Source organism: Shewanella sp. SM101 (genome assembly GCF_025654465.1).
In the GTDB taxonomy this organism is placed as follows: domain Bacteria; phylum Pseudomonadota; class Gammaproteobacteria; order Enterobacterales; family Shewanellaceae; genus Shewanella; species Shewanella oncorhynchi.
Map to the genome: position 1 here is coordinate 64,225 of NZ_JAKKRH010000026.1, position 16,005 is coordinate 80,229.

General features: G+C 46.1%; 10 protein-coding genes and 1 rRNA gene. 3 read left to right on the forward strand and 8 right to left on the reverse strand.

Going from position 1 to position 16,005, the window contains the following annotated elements; genetic code table 11:
- Positions 1 to 367 precede the first annotated feature (367 nt).
- From L5M38_RS15100 to L5M38_RS15130, 7 genes are all read right to left on the reverse strand, one after another.
- On the reverse strand, positions 368 to 1,411 hold the full coding sequence (locus L5M38_RS15100) for a methyltransferase (protein WP_263146794.1): 1,044 nt from the start codon (positions 1,409 to 1,411) through the stop codon (positions 368 to 370).
- A gap of 184 nt (positions 1,412 to 1,595) precedes the next feature.
- A complete protein-coding gene (locus L5M38_RS15105) occupies positions 1,596 to 2,918 on the reverse strand; it encodes an alkaline phosphatase (RefSeq protein ID WP_263146797.1) in 1,323 nt (440 codons plus the stop codon).
- A 74-nt stretch (positions 2,919 to 2,992) separates the two neighbouring features.
- The gene (gene gshB / locus L5M38_RS15110; RefSeq protein ID WP_168826802.1) at positions 2,993 to 3,946 is read right to left on the reverse strand and encodes a glutathione synthase; all 954 of its coding nucleotides are present in this window, start codon (positions 3,944 to 3,946) and stop codon (positions 2,993 to 2,995) included.
- Between the two features lie 93 nt (positions 3,947 to 4,039).
- The gene (rsmE, locus tag L5M38_RS15115) at positions 4,040 to 4,771 is read right to left on the reverse strand and encodes a 16S rRNA (uracil(1498)-N(3))-methyltransferase (RefSeq protein ID WP_173246769.1); all 732 of its coding nucleotides are present in this window, start codon (positions 4,769 to 4,771) and stop codon (positions 4,040 to 4,042) included.
- 8 nt (positions 4,772 to 4,779) lie between these two features.
- A complete protein-coding gene (gene endA / locus L5M38_RS15120) occupies positions 4,780 to 5,556 on the reverse strand; it encodes an endonuclease EndA (protein ID WP_411569310.1) in 777 nt (258 codons plus the stop codon).
- Between the two features lie 129 nt (positions 5,557 to 5,685).
- Positions 5,686 to 6,345 carry a SprT family zinc-dependent metalloprotease gene (locus tag L5M38_RS15125; RefSeq protein WP_263179572.1) on the reverse strand — a complete coding sequence of 220 codons (660 nt, stop codon included), beginning with the start codon at positions 6,343 to 6,345 and terminating at the stop codon, positions 5,686 to 5,688.
- A gap of 158 nt (positions 6,346 to 6,503) precedes the next feature.
- Positions 6,504 to 7,658: a hypothetical protein gene (locus L5M38_RS15130; RefSeq protein WP_263179573.1), complete on the reverse strand. Its 1,155-nt coding sequence runs from the start codon at positions 7,656 to 7,658 to the stop codon at positions 6,504 to 6,506.
- Between the two features lie 330 nt (positions 7,659 to 7,988).
- Here L5M38_RS15130 and blaOXA point away from each other — a divergent pair, with 330 nt between their 5' ends.
- Positions 7,989 to 8,813 (forward strand): class D beta-lactamase, encoded by an 825-nt coding sequence (gene blaOXA / locus L5M38_RS15135; protein ID WP_105251500.1) that lies wholly within the window; start codon positions 7,989 to 7,991, stop codon positions 8,811 to 8,813.
- Between the two features lie 164 nt (positions 8,814 to 8,977).
- On the opposite strand, the gene L5M38_RS15140 is transcribed toward blaOXA, so the two are convergent.
- On the reverse strand, positions 8,978 to 9,889 hold the full coding sequence (locus tag L5M38_RS15140; protein ID WP_105251501.1) for a LysR family transcriptional regulator: 912 nt from the start codon (positions 9,887 to 9,889) through the stop codon (positions 8,978 to 8,980).
- Positions 9,890 to 10,010: 121 nt separating this feature from the next.
- Between L5M38_RS15140 and L5M38_RS15145 the strand changes: the two genes are divergently transcribed.
- Positions 10,011 to 14,564, forward strand: coding sequence for a biotin carboxylase N-terminal domain-containing protein (locus tag L5M38_RS15145; RefSeq protein ID WP_105251502.1), 4,554 nt, complete (start codon positions 10,011 to 10,013; stop codon positions 14,562 to 14,564).
- Between the two features lie 960 nt (positions 14,565 to 15,524).
- Positions 15,525 to 16,005, forward strand: a 16S ribosomal RNA gene (locus tag L5M38_RS15150); the annotation flags it as partial.

Below are 16,005 nucleotides of genomic sequence, written 5' to 3' on the forward strand. Positions count from 1 at the left end.
ATTTTGTTGTTAATGGTCTATGAGTGAATTTTAAAATAGTTTTTTATAAAAAATTGAGTCTTATAATCAGTGTTATCTCTGGTTTTATAACAAAAATTACTGAATAAACCACAACTTATATTGATTTTAGGTTTAACCATTATTTTGATGTTTTAAATCGAATCCCTATGTTAGGAACGGCTGTTGAGTGATTATAAGTGAGGAATTGTCAGAATCGCTGGCATGCGGCAGATCACAATATTGAATTTTGTAACACGATGAAAGGGAGGTTTTATCTAAAAACAAACAGGGATTGGGATAAGAGTGAGTGGCTGGGTTGCCAATAACGCGCTTCAGCGAAAGCATCTGCGCGTTATTAATCAAACATCTATTTGTGCTGGAAGTAATACAACTTGTACTTGTTGTTATCGGCAACCACTTTCAATTGGCCAAATTCGGCGGCGATAATATCGGAATAGGGCAGGTGGCGATTGGCTACTATTTGCCAAATACCATTATGTTGTAATTGCTTAGCACTATCGGTGACAAAGTTCTGCGCTATGCTGGTGGTGCTGGCGAGGCCATCATGAAACGGCGGATTAGAGATAATGCCGTTAAATTTTCCTGTGGTTTGCGCGAGCCCATCGGATGGATACACTTTGGCTGTCATGCCATTGGCCGCCAGGGTGAGTTCGCAAGAAGCTAACGCCATGGCATTAATATCAACACATTCTAGGGATAGGCTCGGTTGTGCTTTTAGTAGGGCTGCGGTGATCACGCCTGCGCCGCAACCAAAATCGAGCACTCGACCCGAGAGTGTTGGTAGGTGTGACAATAATAATTCAGTGCCGAGATCTAACCGTTTTTCGCTAAATACCCCGACTAAATTACAGATACTGATCTCGCCTTGCGGCGTTGTGAGTTGATACTGACTGACCCAGTCGCTAAGTTTCATTGCCGGGGCGCTGCCCTCTAAATGGCTACCAAACAGTAGGCAGTGGCGGGCATTATCGAGCTTCATCCCCGTCGCAAAATACTCAGGCAAGAGTTTAACTAAAGACTTAATGCCGCCTTTGTTTTCCCCAACGACTAATAGCTGGCCGTTAGGCACAAGATGGCTGGCGGCGAGGTTAAACAGATAGGGTGCGAGGGGTTTAGCCTTGGGGAAATAAACGATAACCGTATCGTACTTTTCTGGTGTAATTGGGTCTTGATGTGGCAGTTCATGGCCGAAGTAGCAACGCAGTTTTGAATTCGCGTGCGGCGCTAAGTGTAAATAATGGTGATAATCCAAGGCGAGGGCATCGACCGAGGCCGCGACATCGAGCAGGGCTTTTGGCAGTAGATCGGCTTCATGATTGAGCACTAACACCTTATGTTGGCTTAGGCTGTCTTGATTACGAATAATGACTTGCGATGGATTAGTTAACACAGTTACAGGCACCTATAAACTTAAGTGTGGGCATTATACCCGTTATTCACGCCCGAGCCAGTTTGCATCGAATCACTGCACTAAGACCTAATAAAATCCCTAATAAAAAGACCCAATAAAAAAGGCAACTGCATTATGCGGTTGCCTTATGTGATTGCCTTTAATGAAAGGAATCGATTAACGCTTAGCTCTTAGGTTTCTTCGGTTTTGGCAATAAGCTGAAAATCTTATTGGCGATATCAGTATTGTCTTGATGGCCGTTAAACAGCTCAGATGCGGGACCTGCGGCAAACACTTGTACGTCTGTGCCTGTATGGCCGTCGGTTGTCCAACCTGTATCAGTTCGCTTATCAATAACATGGCGAATTGCAACCGCGATGGTTTCTAATCCCTGCATTCTGGCGACCGTTAATTTTGCGATTTCTTCTTCGTTGAGCTCAAAACCTAAACCGCGGGCAAGATCGGCCTGCCATTGTTCACCGCTGATGGCGGCTAAGGCTAATGTGTCGGTACTGGCTGAAACGTTGCGTAGGATTTCAGGGTTCCAGTTGTACTTTCCATCGACACCAATCGATAGGCCGCCGGTATTATGGTCGGCGGTGATCACCATCAGGGTATCAGGATGTTCACGCACGAATTGCTCAACCACTTCAATGGCATTGGAGAATTCATCCATTTCACCCATGGCTGTAGCTATGTCGTTATTGTGACCCGCCCAGTCGATGAGGCTTCCTTCGACTAACAGTACAAAACCTTGGTCATTCTGCGACAGTAAACTGAGCGCTTTTTGGGTTAAAGTGCTGAGTTTTTTCGCATCTTTTTCATCAATTGCCCAAGGTAATTGGACTTCGGCAAACAGTCCCAGCACTTTAGGTTGGGTGATGCTGGCGAGATCTTCAAAACGAGTAATATGTTGATAACCCTTGGCTTTAAATTGTGCTAATAGTTCAGGGGTAAAGTATTTTTGACCACCGCCTAAGAATACATCGGCGTTGGTTTCTAGATAGCTGAGTGCTAAGGCGTCGTAGTTTTTACGGCTCTCGTTGTGGGCTAAAAAGGCTGCAGGCGTGGCGTGGTTTATCTGGGATGTGACAGCCACACCTGTGCTGAGGCCAAGGGATTTGGCTTTTTCGAGTATGGTCGGTAGCGGTTGCTTTTGGGTATCGACCGAAATCGCCCCATTGTAAGATTTAACGCCAGTGGCGAGCGCTGTTGCTGCCGCGGCTGAGTCGGTAACATAACCACTGACACTGGCGGGATAAGTGCTCGCCATCCCTACAAGTAAACGGTCGAATACGGTTTGTTCGACTTCCTCTGTGTCAGGATTATCTTTGTAGTAACGGTAAGCGCTAGTGTAAGACGGTCCCATACCATCACCTATCATGATGACAATGTTTTTGGGACGCGACGGTGCTTTCGTTGGACCTGTTTCTATGTTGGCCCAAGTCGGAGTCGATAGTAATAAACCTATGCCGAGTAACAAGAATGGCGCTTTGGTGAAACTCATATCACATCCCTAGAAAGTGGCTAGGCGCTTGTGATGTCAAAGCGCCTTAAATCAACAAACTCGTTGGTAAATTTTTATGCTTTGGTGTTAATGCGTGCTTCAATAGCATCCATTAACATGCCGGTGATGTCGACATCAAATGCTGCTTGGATCTCACGGATACAAGTTGGACTGGTTACGTTGATCTCAGTCAGCTTGTCACCAATGACATCGAGGCCGACAAAAATCAGTCCACGCTTTTTAAGTTCTGGACCAATGGCGCGGGCAATTGCCCAATCGCTGTCGGATAAAGGTTGAGCCACACCGCTTCCGCCTGCCGCTAAGTTACCACGGGTTTCGCCTTTCATTGGGATACGCGCCAAGGCGTAGGGCACAGGCTCACCATCGACCACTAAAATGCGTTTATCGCCTTTGGTTATCTCAGGGATAAAGGCTTGCGCCATGGCATATTGTTGGCCATAGCTGGTCAAGGTTTCTATGATGACCCCAAGGTTTGGGTCGTCCTGCTTCACGCGGAAAATCGAGGTGCCGCCCATACCATCAAGTGGCTTAAGAATAATATCGCCCTTCGCTTGGTGGAAAGCGCGGATACGTTTGGCATCACGGGTTACGATCGTTTCTGGCGTGAATTCGCTAAACCATGCGGTAAACAGTTTCTCGTTAGCATCACGTAAGCTTTGTGGCTTATTAACGATCAACACGCCTTGTTCTTCGGCGCGTTCAAGCATGTAAGTTGCGTAGATAAACTCAGTATCGAATGGCGGGTCCTTACGCATTAAGATCACGTCGAGTTCGCTCATCGGCGTGTCTGTAGCTTCGCCGAGTTCAAACCATTTGCTCGCATCATTGAAAACAGTTAACGGACGCATATTGGCCATAGCCACACCGTTGACCATGGCAAGATCGGCCATTTCCATATAAAACAGCTGATAACCTCTTTCCTGCGCGGCCATTAACATGGCAAAACTGGAGTCTTTCTTAATGTTGATCTCACTGATGGGGTCCATCACTATGCCGAGTTTTATCATTAATCTGTTCCTTATTTGTCGCCGTTTGCAGGCAAAAAAGCATTTATTGGATAATGGGGTGCCATACCACCGCTGTGTGCGGCTGTGGACGGTCTAGCCTAAATCACCAAATCTGAGTTGCAGTGCCGTAATGGCGGTGAGCGAGGCGGTTTCGGTGCGTAGCACTCTGGGGCCAAGCAACACATCGGTAAATTGATAGGTTTCTGTCATGGCGATTTCTTCCGCCGACAAACCGCCTTCTGGGCCAATTAATAGTCGCACGCGGGTATGGGCCAAATCTAAGCCATTGATACCGTGTGCGGCACGTGGATGCAAATTGAGTTTAAGCGCTGAGGTCGGCTCACTGCACCAATCGTGTAAGTCCATCGCTGGGCGAATCACGGGCACTTGGCTGCGTCCCGATTGCTCACAGGCGCTCACGACGATCTTCTGCCATTGCTGAATTTTTTTCTCTAGGCGTTCGCCGTTGAGTTTCACACCGCAGCGATCTGAAAACAGCGGCGTAATAGTATTGACGCCAAGCTCGACTGATTTTTGAATGGTGAACTCCATTCTATCGCCACGGGAAATCACTTGGCCTAAGTGCAAGTTGAGTGGCGACTCAGATAAATTGGCCTCACAGGAGAGCAGTTTTACTGTGACATGCTTCTTACCTGCGTCAACAATTTCAGCAAGATAATCATTGCCATCGCCATTAAATAGACTGATATGTTCGCCGTTGCCCATGCGTAGCACCTTGCCGATATGGGCCGCGCCATCTTCGTCTAAGTTCAACTGTTGATTGATGGCTAATGGCTGAGGTTGATAAATTCTTGGGACTCTCATTGTCGACCTTATTCGGCTAATTGTTGACGCTGTGGTGGCGCATTACAGGCATTCTGCACAAAGGGGTTATGGTTACCTTGGGTTTGCGCTATGGCGTTATCACGTTTGCACTCAATAGTATCAACTGGATAGGTTTTATCCCATGCCTTAAATAATTTTAATTGGCTAGAGGCGATTTTAAGACCATAGGTCTGCTGCATATAGAGGTAGGTTCTGGCTATCTTACCGCGGGTATTCGCGGGAGGTTGTGCTTGACGATTCTTAAAGTCGACTACCATAGCACATTGGCCATATTGGTCAGCCTTACCGTTCCATTGGCTAAATCGGAAGTTGCTGCGATCGCCATTGACCTCACCAATTGCGGGTGCCAAATTATGCATGTCCGATTCCATTTTATTAAATTCATTACTGTTATCGGCACAGTTTTTACGGCCGCCCTTTTGCCAGCATTGGAGTTGATGGCCAAATTCCCAGGCGGGGACTATGTGTTCCCACTCGATACGGTTGGCGCGGGTTTCCTGTTTACGGACTTGATAACCACAGCTGGCGAGATCGGGTTTCCACGATTTACCTTTGATCTGAATTTCACAGCCACAGTAAAAGCTGACTGCGGGCAGAGTACCTTGGCGACTGCCTACGTAGAGCGCCTGTGACTTGGTTTTTGCTTGGCTGAAACTGCTGGGATGTGACACTGAGGCACTTGCGGGCACAGATAAGGTCGCCGCCCAAGTGATTAGGCACAACAAAAGTCGCCGTGAATTAACGGTTAAAGAAGCTATGTTCAAAATTTATCCCAAAATAACAAACACTACGCGAGCCTTTGGCTCGTCTTTTATGGCGTGATGGTAAGGGAAATATCGCTGTTTATGCAAATTGAGTCGTACTTAGGTGGGAGTTTTGTTTGCTGAAAGTCGCTAGATCGCAGTTAAATGGGTCTTACAGCGTTTACAAATATAACGACTTTCACCACGCAACACCTTGTTATGGCGGCGAATACTCAGTCGAATCGGTCCACAGGCGCAGCGATACTCAACATCGCGACTCGTAACTGAAGTGGTATTAAAGCTATGTGTGGTACTCGGATTGACCTTAAATACCGTTAACATCAAAGATTGCCATTCTTTACCGTGGGGCTTGGTTTTGCCAAAAAGCTGAAAACACAGCAAATGACAAATTTCGTGGGGGACGACCTCAGTCAGAAATGCCTCGCTGTTTTCGCGTAGCAATACAGGATTGAATCGCAAGCGATTCTGTTGCAGATGAGCCGTACCCGCACTCTTACCCCTTAGACTAAATTGAGTGACTGGGCGTGGAAAAGTGCGCTTAAGCGATATCTCGGCCTCTTGATAACAGGCTTCAATTCGCTCTAGTACTTGAATTTGTAGTGACGAGAGTGGGCGTGATGAACCGGTGAAAATATGTGCCTGAGTCGGATTGGGTGTTGGTGGACTCGTTATCACCTGCGACTTATCTTGGCTTTGGCCCAAGGCTGCGTACGTCGACCTTGACAGTGGTGCAAGTGCTTCACTGCTGCGACGGCGTAAGGCATTGAGTAAGTCAGCGGGTTTCAGCATAGGGTTAGCGTTGGATCTCGTCGGTTAAAGATAAAATTGAGTGCTTAAAACTTATCGGTGATTAAGCCTGCCTAAGCGTTCACATCAGAAGCGTTCGCATCATAGCGAACGCTATCTGACAATGCTAGTTTCGGCCAGTTTCAGCCAGTGTGACTTGGCTATAAACTCGCCGCCGCTTGCATCACCATAGTGCGTATTTGTTCGACTATGGCTTGCTCAGTATCGGCATCATAGCCTTTGACTCTTGGTGTGTGAATGTGGCCGACCTTGGCATGGCTATTAAACTTTTGCTGCAAGACTATGGCGCGATAGGAGATTTCATTAGAGAGATAACCGCCGCCAGAGCCTTCGACTGAGGTTTCGTTTTGCAGCTCATTCAATGATGTTGCACTAAATTCACCGCGGGCAAGGGTAGTGACAGTATGGTTATCATTGACTTTCCATTGACCATCTTTGACTTGCATAGCTGAAACAGGCAGTGAAAATTCCACAAATTCGGGGCCGATAAAATCTTTACCATTAAGCTTTGGGGCAACCGGTGCGGTTTTAGTGCCGCCAGTGAGTACGTTTTGGTTATCGGGCGCCGCTGCACTGCGATTTCGCCCTGGGAAACGTTCAATATCAAAATCAGTTCGGCCCATGCTAACGGTGAACACAAATTGGGTTTTGGGATCGCGATAAATCGGGCTCAATAGCGACTCGATAAGTCCTTGATCAAAATCTGCAAAACGCACTGGCACCATAGCGGTTTCTATTTGCGCCGTTTTACCATTAATTTCAAAGCGAAAACCATCCAAGGCGAGGGCGACTAGACCTGAAGGATTACTCTGGGTGATATCTTTGTCGAGGAAGAAAGGATCGAAACCCGTGAGGAATATTTTGATTTGGACATCATCACCATATTGAATATCGCTAAAACCCCGTGAGGCTTTTTCAACCGCACTCATTAATATGTCTTGTTGCCAATCGGCCATTTTAAAGTTGGCGCTGGTGGTTTTTAGACTATTAAGCATGGCAAGGCGAGCCCAGTATAAAGGTCGGTCGTCAAAATGCCCTGACTGCACATCGCGGACAGCTTGTTGCCACAATCTGTGTCCTTGGCGCGCCGCTAATTGGGTGGCGTCAACTTCGTTTTTCTTTGAGCTCAGCTGAGCCAGACCATCGTCAAGAGCTTGATAGCGAGTGACTACGTCGCCTATGGTTTTTTCGGCTGTTGGTAGGCGGGAAACTTCAACATCACCAAATAACTGCACGGCACTGGCTGTAGTCATTAAGCTGGTGGTGAGGATGAGTGTTAACACTGGCTTTAACATGTTTGGCTTCCCTGTAGTGATTAGACGTTATTCATTGGAAATAATGATTATTTTTTTCGTGCGGATAGTCTCTTATGCCAAAAAGTATGCACTACAAGCTGAGGGTAATAAAGTTAAGCTCAGTGATCTTTGTCATCTTATGCCAATATCTTCTATCACAAATCATATGGCGCTAGCATTAATCCATCTGCAACAGTGCAATAGGGTCTAGTTTGCCTCTTTTTTGCCACAATTGGTCAGCAGTTTGCTAGGGCTTGCCAAAACCCTAAGTGATAGCCTTAATCACTTTTTTAGTTCATTGGATTGTTTGTTTTTCTACAAGGAGACTTTATGCGTTTGTTCACCATATCGGCTGTGCTGGTGATGTCGTCTATTTTAGTGTCGTCAAGCTTAGTGGCGCCGACTTTTGCATCTACTACAGCTAAGGAATGGCAAGAAACCCGCAGTTGGGATGCTAGTTTTACTCAGCACCAAACTAAAGGCGTAGTGGTGTTATGGAATGAAAACAAGCAACAGGGATTCACTAATAATCTTAAACGTGCCAATCAAGGTTTTTTACCTGCATCAACCTTTAAAATCCCCAATAGCTTGATTGCGCTCGAGTTGGGCGTGGTAAAGGATGAGCATCAAGTCTTTAAGTGGGATGGTAAAAGTCGAGATATCGCAACTTGGAATCGTGATCATAACCTTATTACTGCAATGAAGTATTCGGTTGTGCCTGTCTACCAAGAGTTTGCTCGCCAAATTGGTGAGGCGCGTATGTCGAAGATGATCGCCTCGTTTGATTATGGTAATGAGGATATTTCGGGAAATTTGGATAGCTTTTGGTTAGATGGTGGCATACGAATTTCGGCTACGGAGCAAATCGATTTCCTGCGTAAGCTTTATCACAACAAGATACACGCTTCTGAGCGCAGTTTACGTATTGTTAAGCAAGCCATGCTGACTGAAGCGAATTCTGACTATATTATCCGTGCGAAAACCGGTTATGCAGTCAGAGCAGAACCAAGCATTGGCTGGTGGGTAGGTTGGGTTGAACTCGATGATAATGTATGGTTTTTTGCGATGAATATGGATATTCCCGACGCCGCAGGTTTACCATTGCGTCAAGCCATTACTAAGGAAATCTTAAAACGGGAACGCGTTATTCCTTAGCCTATGCTAGGTCGCGTAAGCATAGCGTATCTAAACCTTGCGAGAATTGCGTATGAAGCGGCCTACTTAGCTGACATCAATCGTGATACTGAAAGCCTAGACTCAGATCTAGGCTTTTTTATTGGGTTTTCTTGAAACAGGCTTCCTTGATGCGACGGGAAACGTTAACCCATTAGGGATTGCAGGCTTTCTTGGCTGCTGAAGCGTTTTACAAAGAAATCTAAGAAGACACTGATGTTGGTGGCCAGTTGGCGTCTGCTCGAATAAACCCCATAAACCTTAAAAGGTTCAATCGGCCATTCCTGTAAAATCGGTACTAGCTGTCCATTAGCAAGTTCGGTTTTACAGGCTGAATTGGATAACATGGCGATGCCAAAATCATCTATGGCTAATTGCTTCACCATTATCGGGCTGTTGACCCTCACTTTACGCTGAAAGTTCGCCATGGTTTTACGCGAACCTTTACCCAATGGCCAAATTGGTGCTGAGCGAGAAGTCCCCAATAAAATCCCACTGTGCAGGCTGAGTTCCTTTGGGGTCGCGGGTGTGCCTTTGAGTTTTAAGTATGCAGGGCTTGCCACTAAAATTGGCTGGCGTTCAAACAGTAATCTTGCGACTAAGTCCGACGATTGAAGTGGGCCATATTTGATGGCTATGTCATATCCTTCACCGACTAAACCAATATCGTTGTCGGTAAACTGGACATCCAATTCAACATTGGGATATAAACGCATAAATCCGCTACAGAGGTTAGCGATAAGTTCTTGGCTAAATGACACTGGGATTGCAATGCGTAATGATCCTGACACATCATCGTGAGTATTCTCGATAACTGCCTTGGCCGCTTCTACCTCATTGCGAATCGAATCACAGTGTTGATAAAAGAGTGCCCCGATTTGGGTCAAACTCAAATTACGGGTGTCGCGCTGTAGTAATCGCACGCCAAGTTGTTCTTCTAGCTGCGCGATTTTGCGACTTATGGTGGATTTTGGGTGGCCGGTTTCACGTGCAGCTTGGGAGAATCCCTTCGCTCTAACTACGGCTGCAAATAGCATCATACCGTTTAAATCTGGCATGTTATTCCCACTGTCTCATATTTGGAACAAAGCGTCCTATGCAGTTTAATGGCATTTGACGGGATAACAAAGTTATATTTATTGGCTAAAAATTTTCAGAGGCTAAGCAGAGGATCTTTTGATGACCAGCAATAATCAGCCCAAACACATGACTCAAGCCCAAACGCCCGATCCGCTTTTTTTACAGGCCGAGCATTTGGCAAAAGATTTTTCTCTGTTTCCTAAGCACAGTAAACAGAGTTTATCGGAAGAAATTAAAGGTCTTTTAAATGAGGATGCTATTCAAGCAAACTTAAAAGACTTGGCATCTTTAGATGTCGACGGTTACGTTGCTAAAGTGATCCAGCCGACCCAAGATAAAGGTCGTCCTGGTGCAAAACGTATTATTGCCGATCTTAAAGGTCGTTTGATTACGGAAACTCACTTGGGCTCTTTTTACAGTGCTGAGGTCGAGCTGAACTTTGGTTCACGCACTCGTCGTATTGGCTTTATTGCCCAAGAACGCACTACCGCTAATGGTGCTTGGATGCCTGAGCATCATTACGCCGCTTGTAAAGCAATTCGTCATTTCGCCGAATTGTCTATGCCTATTATCTATTTAATTGATACCCCAGGGGCGGATGCTGGCGAAATCGCTAACAGCCAAAACCAAGCGCATTCAATTTCTAAAGCCATCGCAGAAAGTGCCAACGTTGACGTACCGACAGTCGGTATCGTAATTGGTGCTGGTTATTCTGGTGGCGCAATTCCATTAGCGGCGGCGAACATTCTGTTGTCGTTGCGTGACGGTATTTTCAACACGATCCAGCCACAAGGTCTGCAAAGTATTGCCCGTAAGTACAACTTATCTTGGCAAGAATGTGCGAAATCTGTGGGTGTATCACCAGAAGAGCTTTATACCTCAGGTTGTATCGACGGTATCATCGACTTTTCACCGGGCGATCGTGACGAGCGTCAGCACAATCTGCGCCGCGCTATTATTAGCAGCGTAGAAGCGGTTGAGCGTGCAGCGATGAATTTTGTGCGTGAATCTAAAGATTTACGTGAGCATTATGATCGCAGTTTAACTCGTTTCCTTAATCCATCTAAAAACTTGATGGCTTTGGAACTGAACGCAGAATTAGCTGTGGCAACGAGCCCGACCAGTCACCATAACTTGTTCGGTAGCGCCTATCGCTATTTGCGTTATTTAACGCTACGTAGCCGTATCCATTCTATTTCTCAAGAGCAATATGGCCGTCTGTCACGTGCTAGCGTGCCAGAAGGTGATCTGTTGGCACGTATTCAACAGGAACAAGACCGTGTGTTCCAAGCTTGGTTGTCTAACCCTGACAAGCTAGTTTATGACGAAGATTTGAATAAATTGTGGACTAACTTTGTCGCTAAACGTGACGAAGTCTCTACCGAGCGTAACATGCTGACACGTTTGATTTTGGGTGAGCCAAAAGAGAACTATAAAAAAGCACGTAAGGCGTTGTTATTCAACATTAGCTGGTCTTTGTATCATCGCTGGAAGAGCAATGCGGCTAACAACTTTAAAGGGCTGATTCAGCACTTAGAAAGTTTGCCAAAGTCTGTGACTCAAGCTAAATGGCCTGAGCTGAATCAGCTGACTGTGCTTGATGTGGTGGTAAATGAAGAACTGCGTGAAGACTTTATTTGGCAATGCCATAACATTCTGATCTTTAATGCCTTGTATGACAACGTTGTGGGCAGCTTAGCGTCAATCGCGAAAGAAGCCATGATGTCGAAGAGTTTGTCACGTAACTCAGTGAACAACCTGTTGCACAAGTCAATTGACCATGCATTGTCGACGCAAGATACCTCGAACGACAAAGCTAAGTTCTATAAGTGGCTCAAGTATTTTATGGGTCAATCGAACCGCGCCGATTTGTTGGTGCGAGTAGAGCAGTGGAAGAGTGTGGGTTTCCCACAACTTAACGACAGTCTATTCGTGGTACTGACTTACTTCTTCGAGCGTTTACTGCCTGAGTATTTCGATAGTGAAAGCGATACCAGCAAGTACACTGGTGCGATCAACCCTGTGCGTATCGGTCGTCGTAAGGACTTCTGGAACCGCTTGACCATGGGTTATCAAGATCTATTGATCCAAAAAGTGCTACGTGACGAAAAACGTAAAGGCAACATGACTTGGGAAAATGTGGTGAAGCAGTTCTTTACCCATTTCGAAGAGATCAACGGCGACAAAATGTCGGCTAACTTGCTCAACTTCCCAGGCTTCCGTTTATCGATTGAAGACGCATTAGATAAAGGCATTCGCCCATGTGGTTTGATCACAGGTATTGCTGACTTTAAAGAAAAAGGTCAAAAAGTGCGTGTGGGTGTGGCTGTGTCTAACACCGCATTCCAAGCGGGTGCATTCGATATGGCTAGTGCTGAGAAATTCTCTGCACTATTGATCGAGTGTGCTAAGCGTAAATTACCCGTTGTGTGCTTTATCAGTTCAGGTGGTATGCAGACTAAAGAAGGCGCTGCGGCGCTATTCTCTATGGCTGTGGTGAACGACCGTATCACGCGCTTTATTCGTGATAACGAATTGCCAGTACTGATGTTTGGTTTTGGTGACTGTACCGGTGGTGCGCAGGCGAGTTTTGTAACTCACCCATTGGTGCAAACTTACTATCTGTCTGGTACTAACATGCCGTTCGCAGGTCAAATGGTGGTGCCAGCTTACTTACCATCAACGGCAACGCTGTCTAACTACTTGTCAAAAGTACCTGGCGCAATGGCGGGCTTAGTCCATAACCCATTCAGCGACAATTTAGACTCTCAGTTAGCAGGTATCGATCCTCTGATGCCAATGCCTTCGGCAAAAATTAACGACGTGATCATCAATGCACTGTCGACCTTAGTGGTTGAAGCTACTGTTGAAGAAGAAGTGATCGTGCAGAACGATCCACGTAAGTTAATGAAGCCAATTAACAAAGTATTGGTTCACGCCCGTGGTTGTACAGCTGTAAAACTTATTCGTAAGGCGCATGACAATAATATCAATGTGGTATTAGTAGCGTCGGATCCTGATATGACGTCAGTTCCCGCGGACATGCTCAAAGAAACCGATAAGTTAGTTTGTCTTGGTGGTAACACCTCGGACGAAAGTTACTTGAACGCATACTCAGTGCTGAAAGTGGCCGAATATGAACAGGTTGATGCATTGCATCCAGGTATTGGTTTCCTATCAGAAAGCCCGCAGTTTGCTGCATTGTGTGTGAATAACGGTGTTAACTTCGTCGGTCCTAGCGTGCATTCAATGACGACTATGGGTAACAAGTCGAACGCAATTAAGACATCGCAAGCGCAAAACGTACCTGTTGTGCCTGGTTCGCACGGTATTCTGACCAATGCTGAACAAGCCGTAAACGTGGCGAGTGAAATCGGCTATCCAGTACTGCTTAAAGCGGTACAAGGTGGTGGCGGTAAAGGTATTCAGGTTGTAAAACGTCCTGAAGACATGATTGGTTTATTCCAAAAAACGGCAACGGAAGCGGCCGCTGCCTTTGGTAACGGTGATTTGTACTTAGAGAAGTATGTGACATCACTACGTCACATCGAAGTGCAGTTACTGCGAGATAAGTTCGGCAACGCGAAAGTATTAGGTTTGCGTGACTGTTCGGTTCAACGTAACAACCAAAAAGTGGTCGAAGAATCTGGCTCAACTATGCTGCCGGATGAGCTGAAGCGACAAGTGCTGGCCTATACCCGTGCCTTAGGCGACGCGACCGATTACATGGGCGCAGGTACCGTAGAGTTTATCTATAACTTAGATGCGAACGAAGTCTACTTTATGGAGATGAACACGCGTCTGCAGGTTGAGCATCCTGTCACGGAAGCGACTTCAGGTATTGATATCGTTAGTGCGCAGTTTGATATTGCCGCTGGCCGTTCAATTGCAGCGTTAGAACCGAAAGAAATTGGTTATGCGATGGAGGTACGTGTGACGGCTGAGAAAGCGGCGCTCGATAGCCATGGTATACTGCAACTGATCCCAAATCCGGGCAAGATCACTGAGTGTGTGTTCCCTGATCATCCAGATGTGGAAATCATTTCGATTGCTGCGCCAGGTAAAGAAGTATCGCCATACTACGATAGCTTGATTGCGCAAATCATCATGCGCGGTGAAAATCGTGAAGATGTGATTGCCAAACTGTATGAATACTTAGACAGTGTAGTGCTGAAAGGCATCGCGACTAACATTCCGTTACTCAAGCTGATCCTGAAAGATGGTACCTTTAACGAAGGTGTTTACGATACTAACTATCTGCCACGTTTAATGGCTGAGCTCGATATTCCTGCGTTGATCGCAGAAATGGAAGCTGCCGCTGAAACTGTGGAAGTAGATACTGAGTCACTGCGTGTTGGCGAAAGTAACGAACTGAAAGTGTTAGCCCAAGGCGCAGGTATCTTCTATACATCTTCTGCACCGGGTGAAGCGGACTTCGTGAAAGAAGGTGACATAGTCACAGTCGATCAAACACTAGCACTAACAGAAGCGATGAAGATGTTCTCGCAAGTGACCTTAGCCGGCTTTAACCGTCAGAGTGCGATTCTGTACCCTGAAGATAAGAAGTATCGTATCGAGCGCATCCTGAACAGCAATGGTCAGCAAGTGTCTCAAGGCGACTTACTGTTCGTGGTCTCGCCTGTTGAAGAATAAGCTCAGCGTTTAACGCCATAGCTGAATGAGAAAATACCCGCCATTGGCGGGTATTTTTTTACTTCTAAATTATTGCCACTAAATTTTCTGTCACTAAATTTCCTGTCACTAAATATAGGTAAGCGAACATGCCACTCTTAATGTGCATGACGTCTTTGATAAATCAACTTAGCTTTAATAGATAAGCTCATCGCTAACAAGTGGCCAATCTCAGCTCTGTGCAATACGACCTGTATCTCTGATTAAGTCGGCAAAGAGTCTCTTTAATCTATCGTTCGCCCATTCATTAGAACAAGCTGCATCAAGAACCCACCTCTGGCCTCGAGAATCAACGGAATCTCCATGCTTTATTCGTAGTAATAGAGGCTCATCAAACCTCATTTTAAGTTGAAACTGAGTCTAAAATGAGCAGGGTGTGGATAACTTTGGGGGTAATTGGTGGGTATCTTGTGGCTAGATTAGATAATTAGAATTAACTGCAAATTTCCTGAAAATAGGGGTTGCACAAAATCTCCTGCTGCCTATAATGCGCATCCACTGACACGGCAGACAGCGTTAAGCAACCTGATGTGACAGTTCATTGATGAGTTTACTGATTGATGAGTGTTGAAAAAGTTTGCAAAAACTCCTTGACGCGAAACGGGAAATGCGTAGAATATGCAGCCCTAACCAACTGGAAGCGTTCGACGCTCAGTGTGGTACTCAAGTTCTCTTATGAATATTGAGTTGCTCTTTAACAAGATAAAACAAGAAATCTGTGTGGACACTCACAGGTGTTGAGTTAATCGAAACTGCTTAGCCTTCGGGTTGGCAGTCAAAAATTTAAATCAATATTTTCTATATCACGAAAGTGATGAGTGTTCATAGTAATATGTACAGTTTGTTTCTGCTTTTAAGTGGGAACAAAAAAATCAGAATTCATTGAGCCGCTGAAGTCGTAAGACGGAAGCAACAAAACTTTAATTGAAGAGTTTGATCATGGCTCAGATTGAACGCTGGCGGCAGGCCTAACACATGCAAGTCGAGCGGCAGCACAAGGGAGTTTACTTCTGAGGTGGCGAGCGGCGGACGGGTGAGTAATGCCTAGGGATCTGCCCAGTCGAGGGGGATAACAGTTGGAAACGACTGCTAATACCGCATACGCCCTACGGGGGAAAGGAGGGGACCTTCGGGCCTTCCGCGATTGGATGARCCTAGGTGGGATTAGCTAGTTGGTGAGGTAATGGCTCACCAAGGCGACGATCCCTAGCTGTTCTGAGAGGATGATCAGCCACACTGGGACTGAGACACGGCCCAGACTCCTACGGGAGGCAGCAGTGGGGAATATTGCACAATGGGGGAAACCCTGATGCAGCCATGCCGCGTGTGTGAAGAAGGCCTTCGGGTTGTAAAGCACTTTCAGTAGGGAGGAAAGGGTGTAGTTTAATACGCTATATCTGTG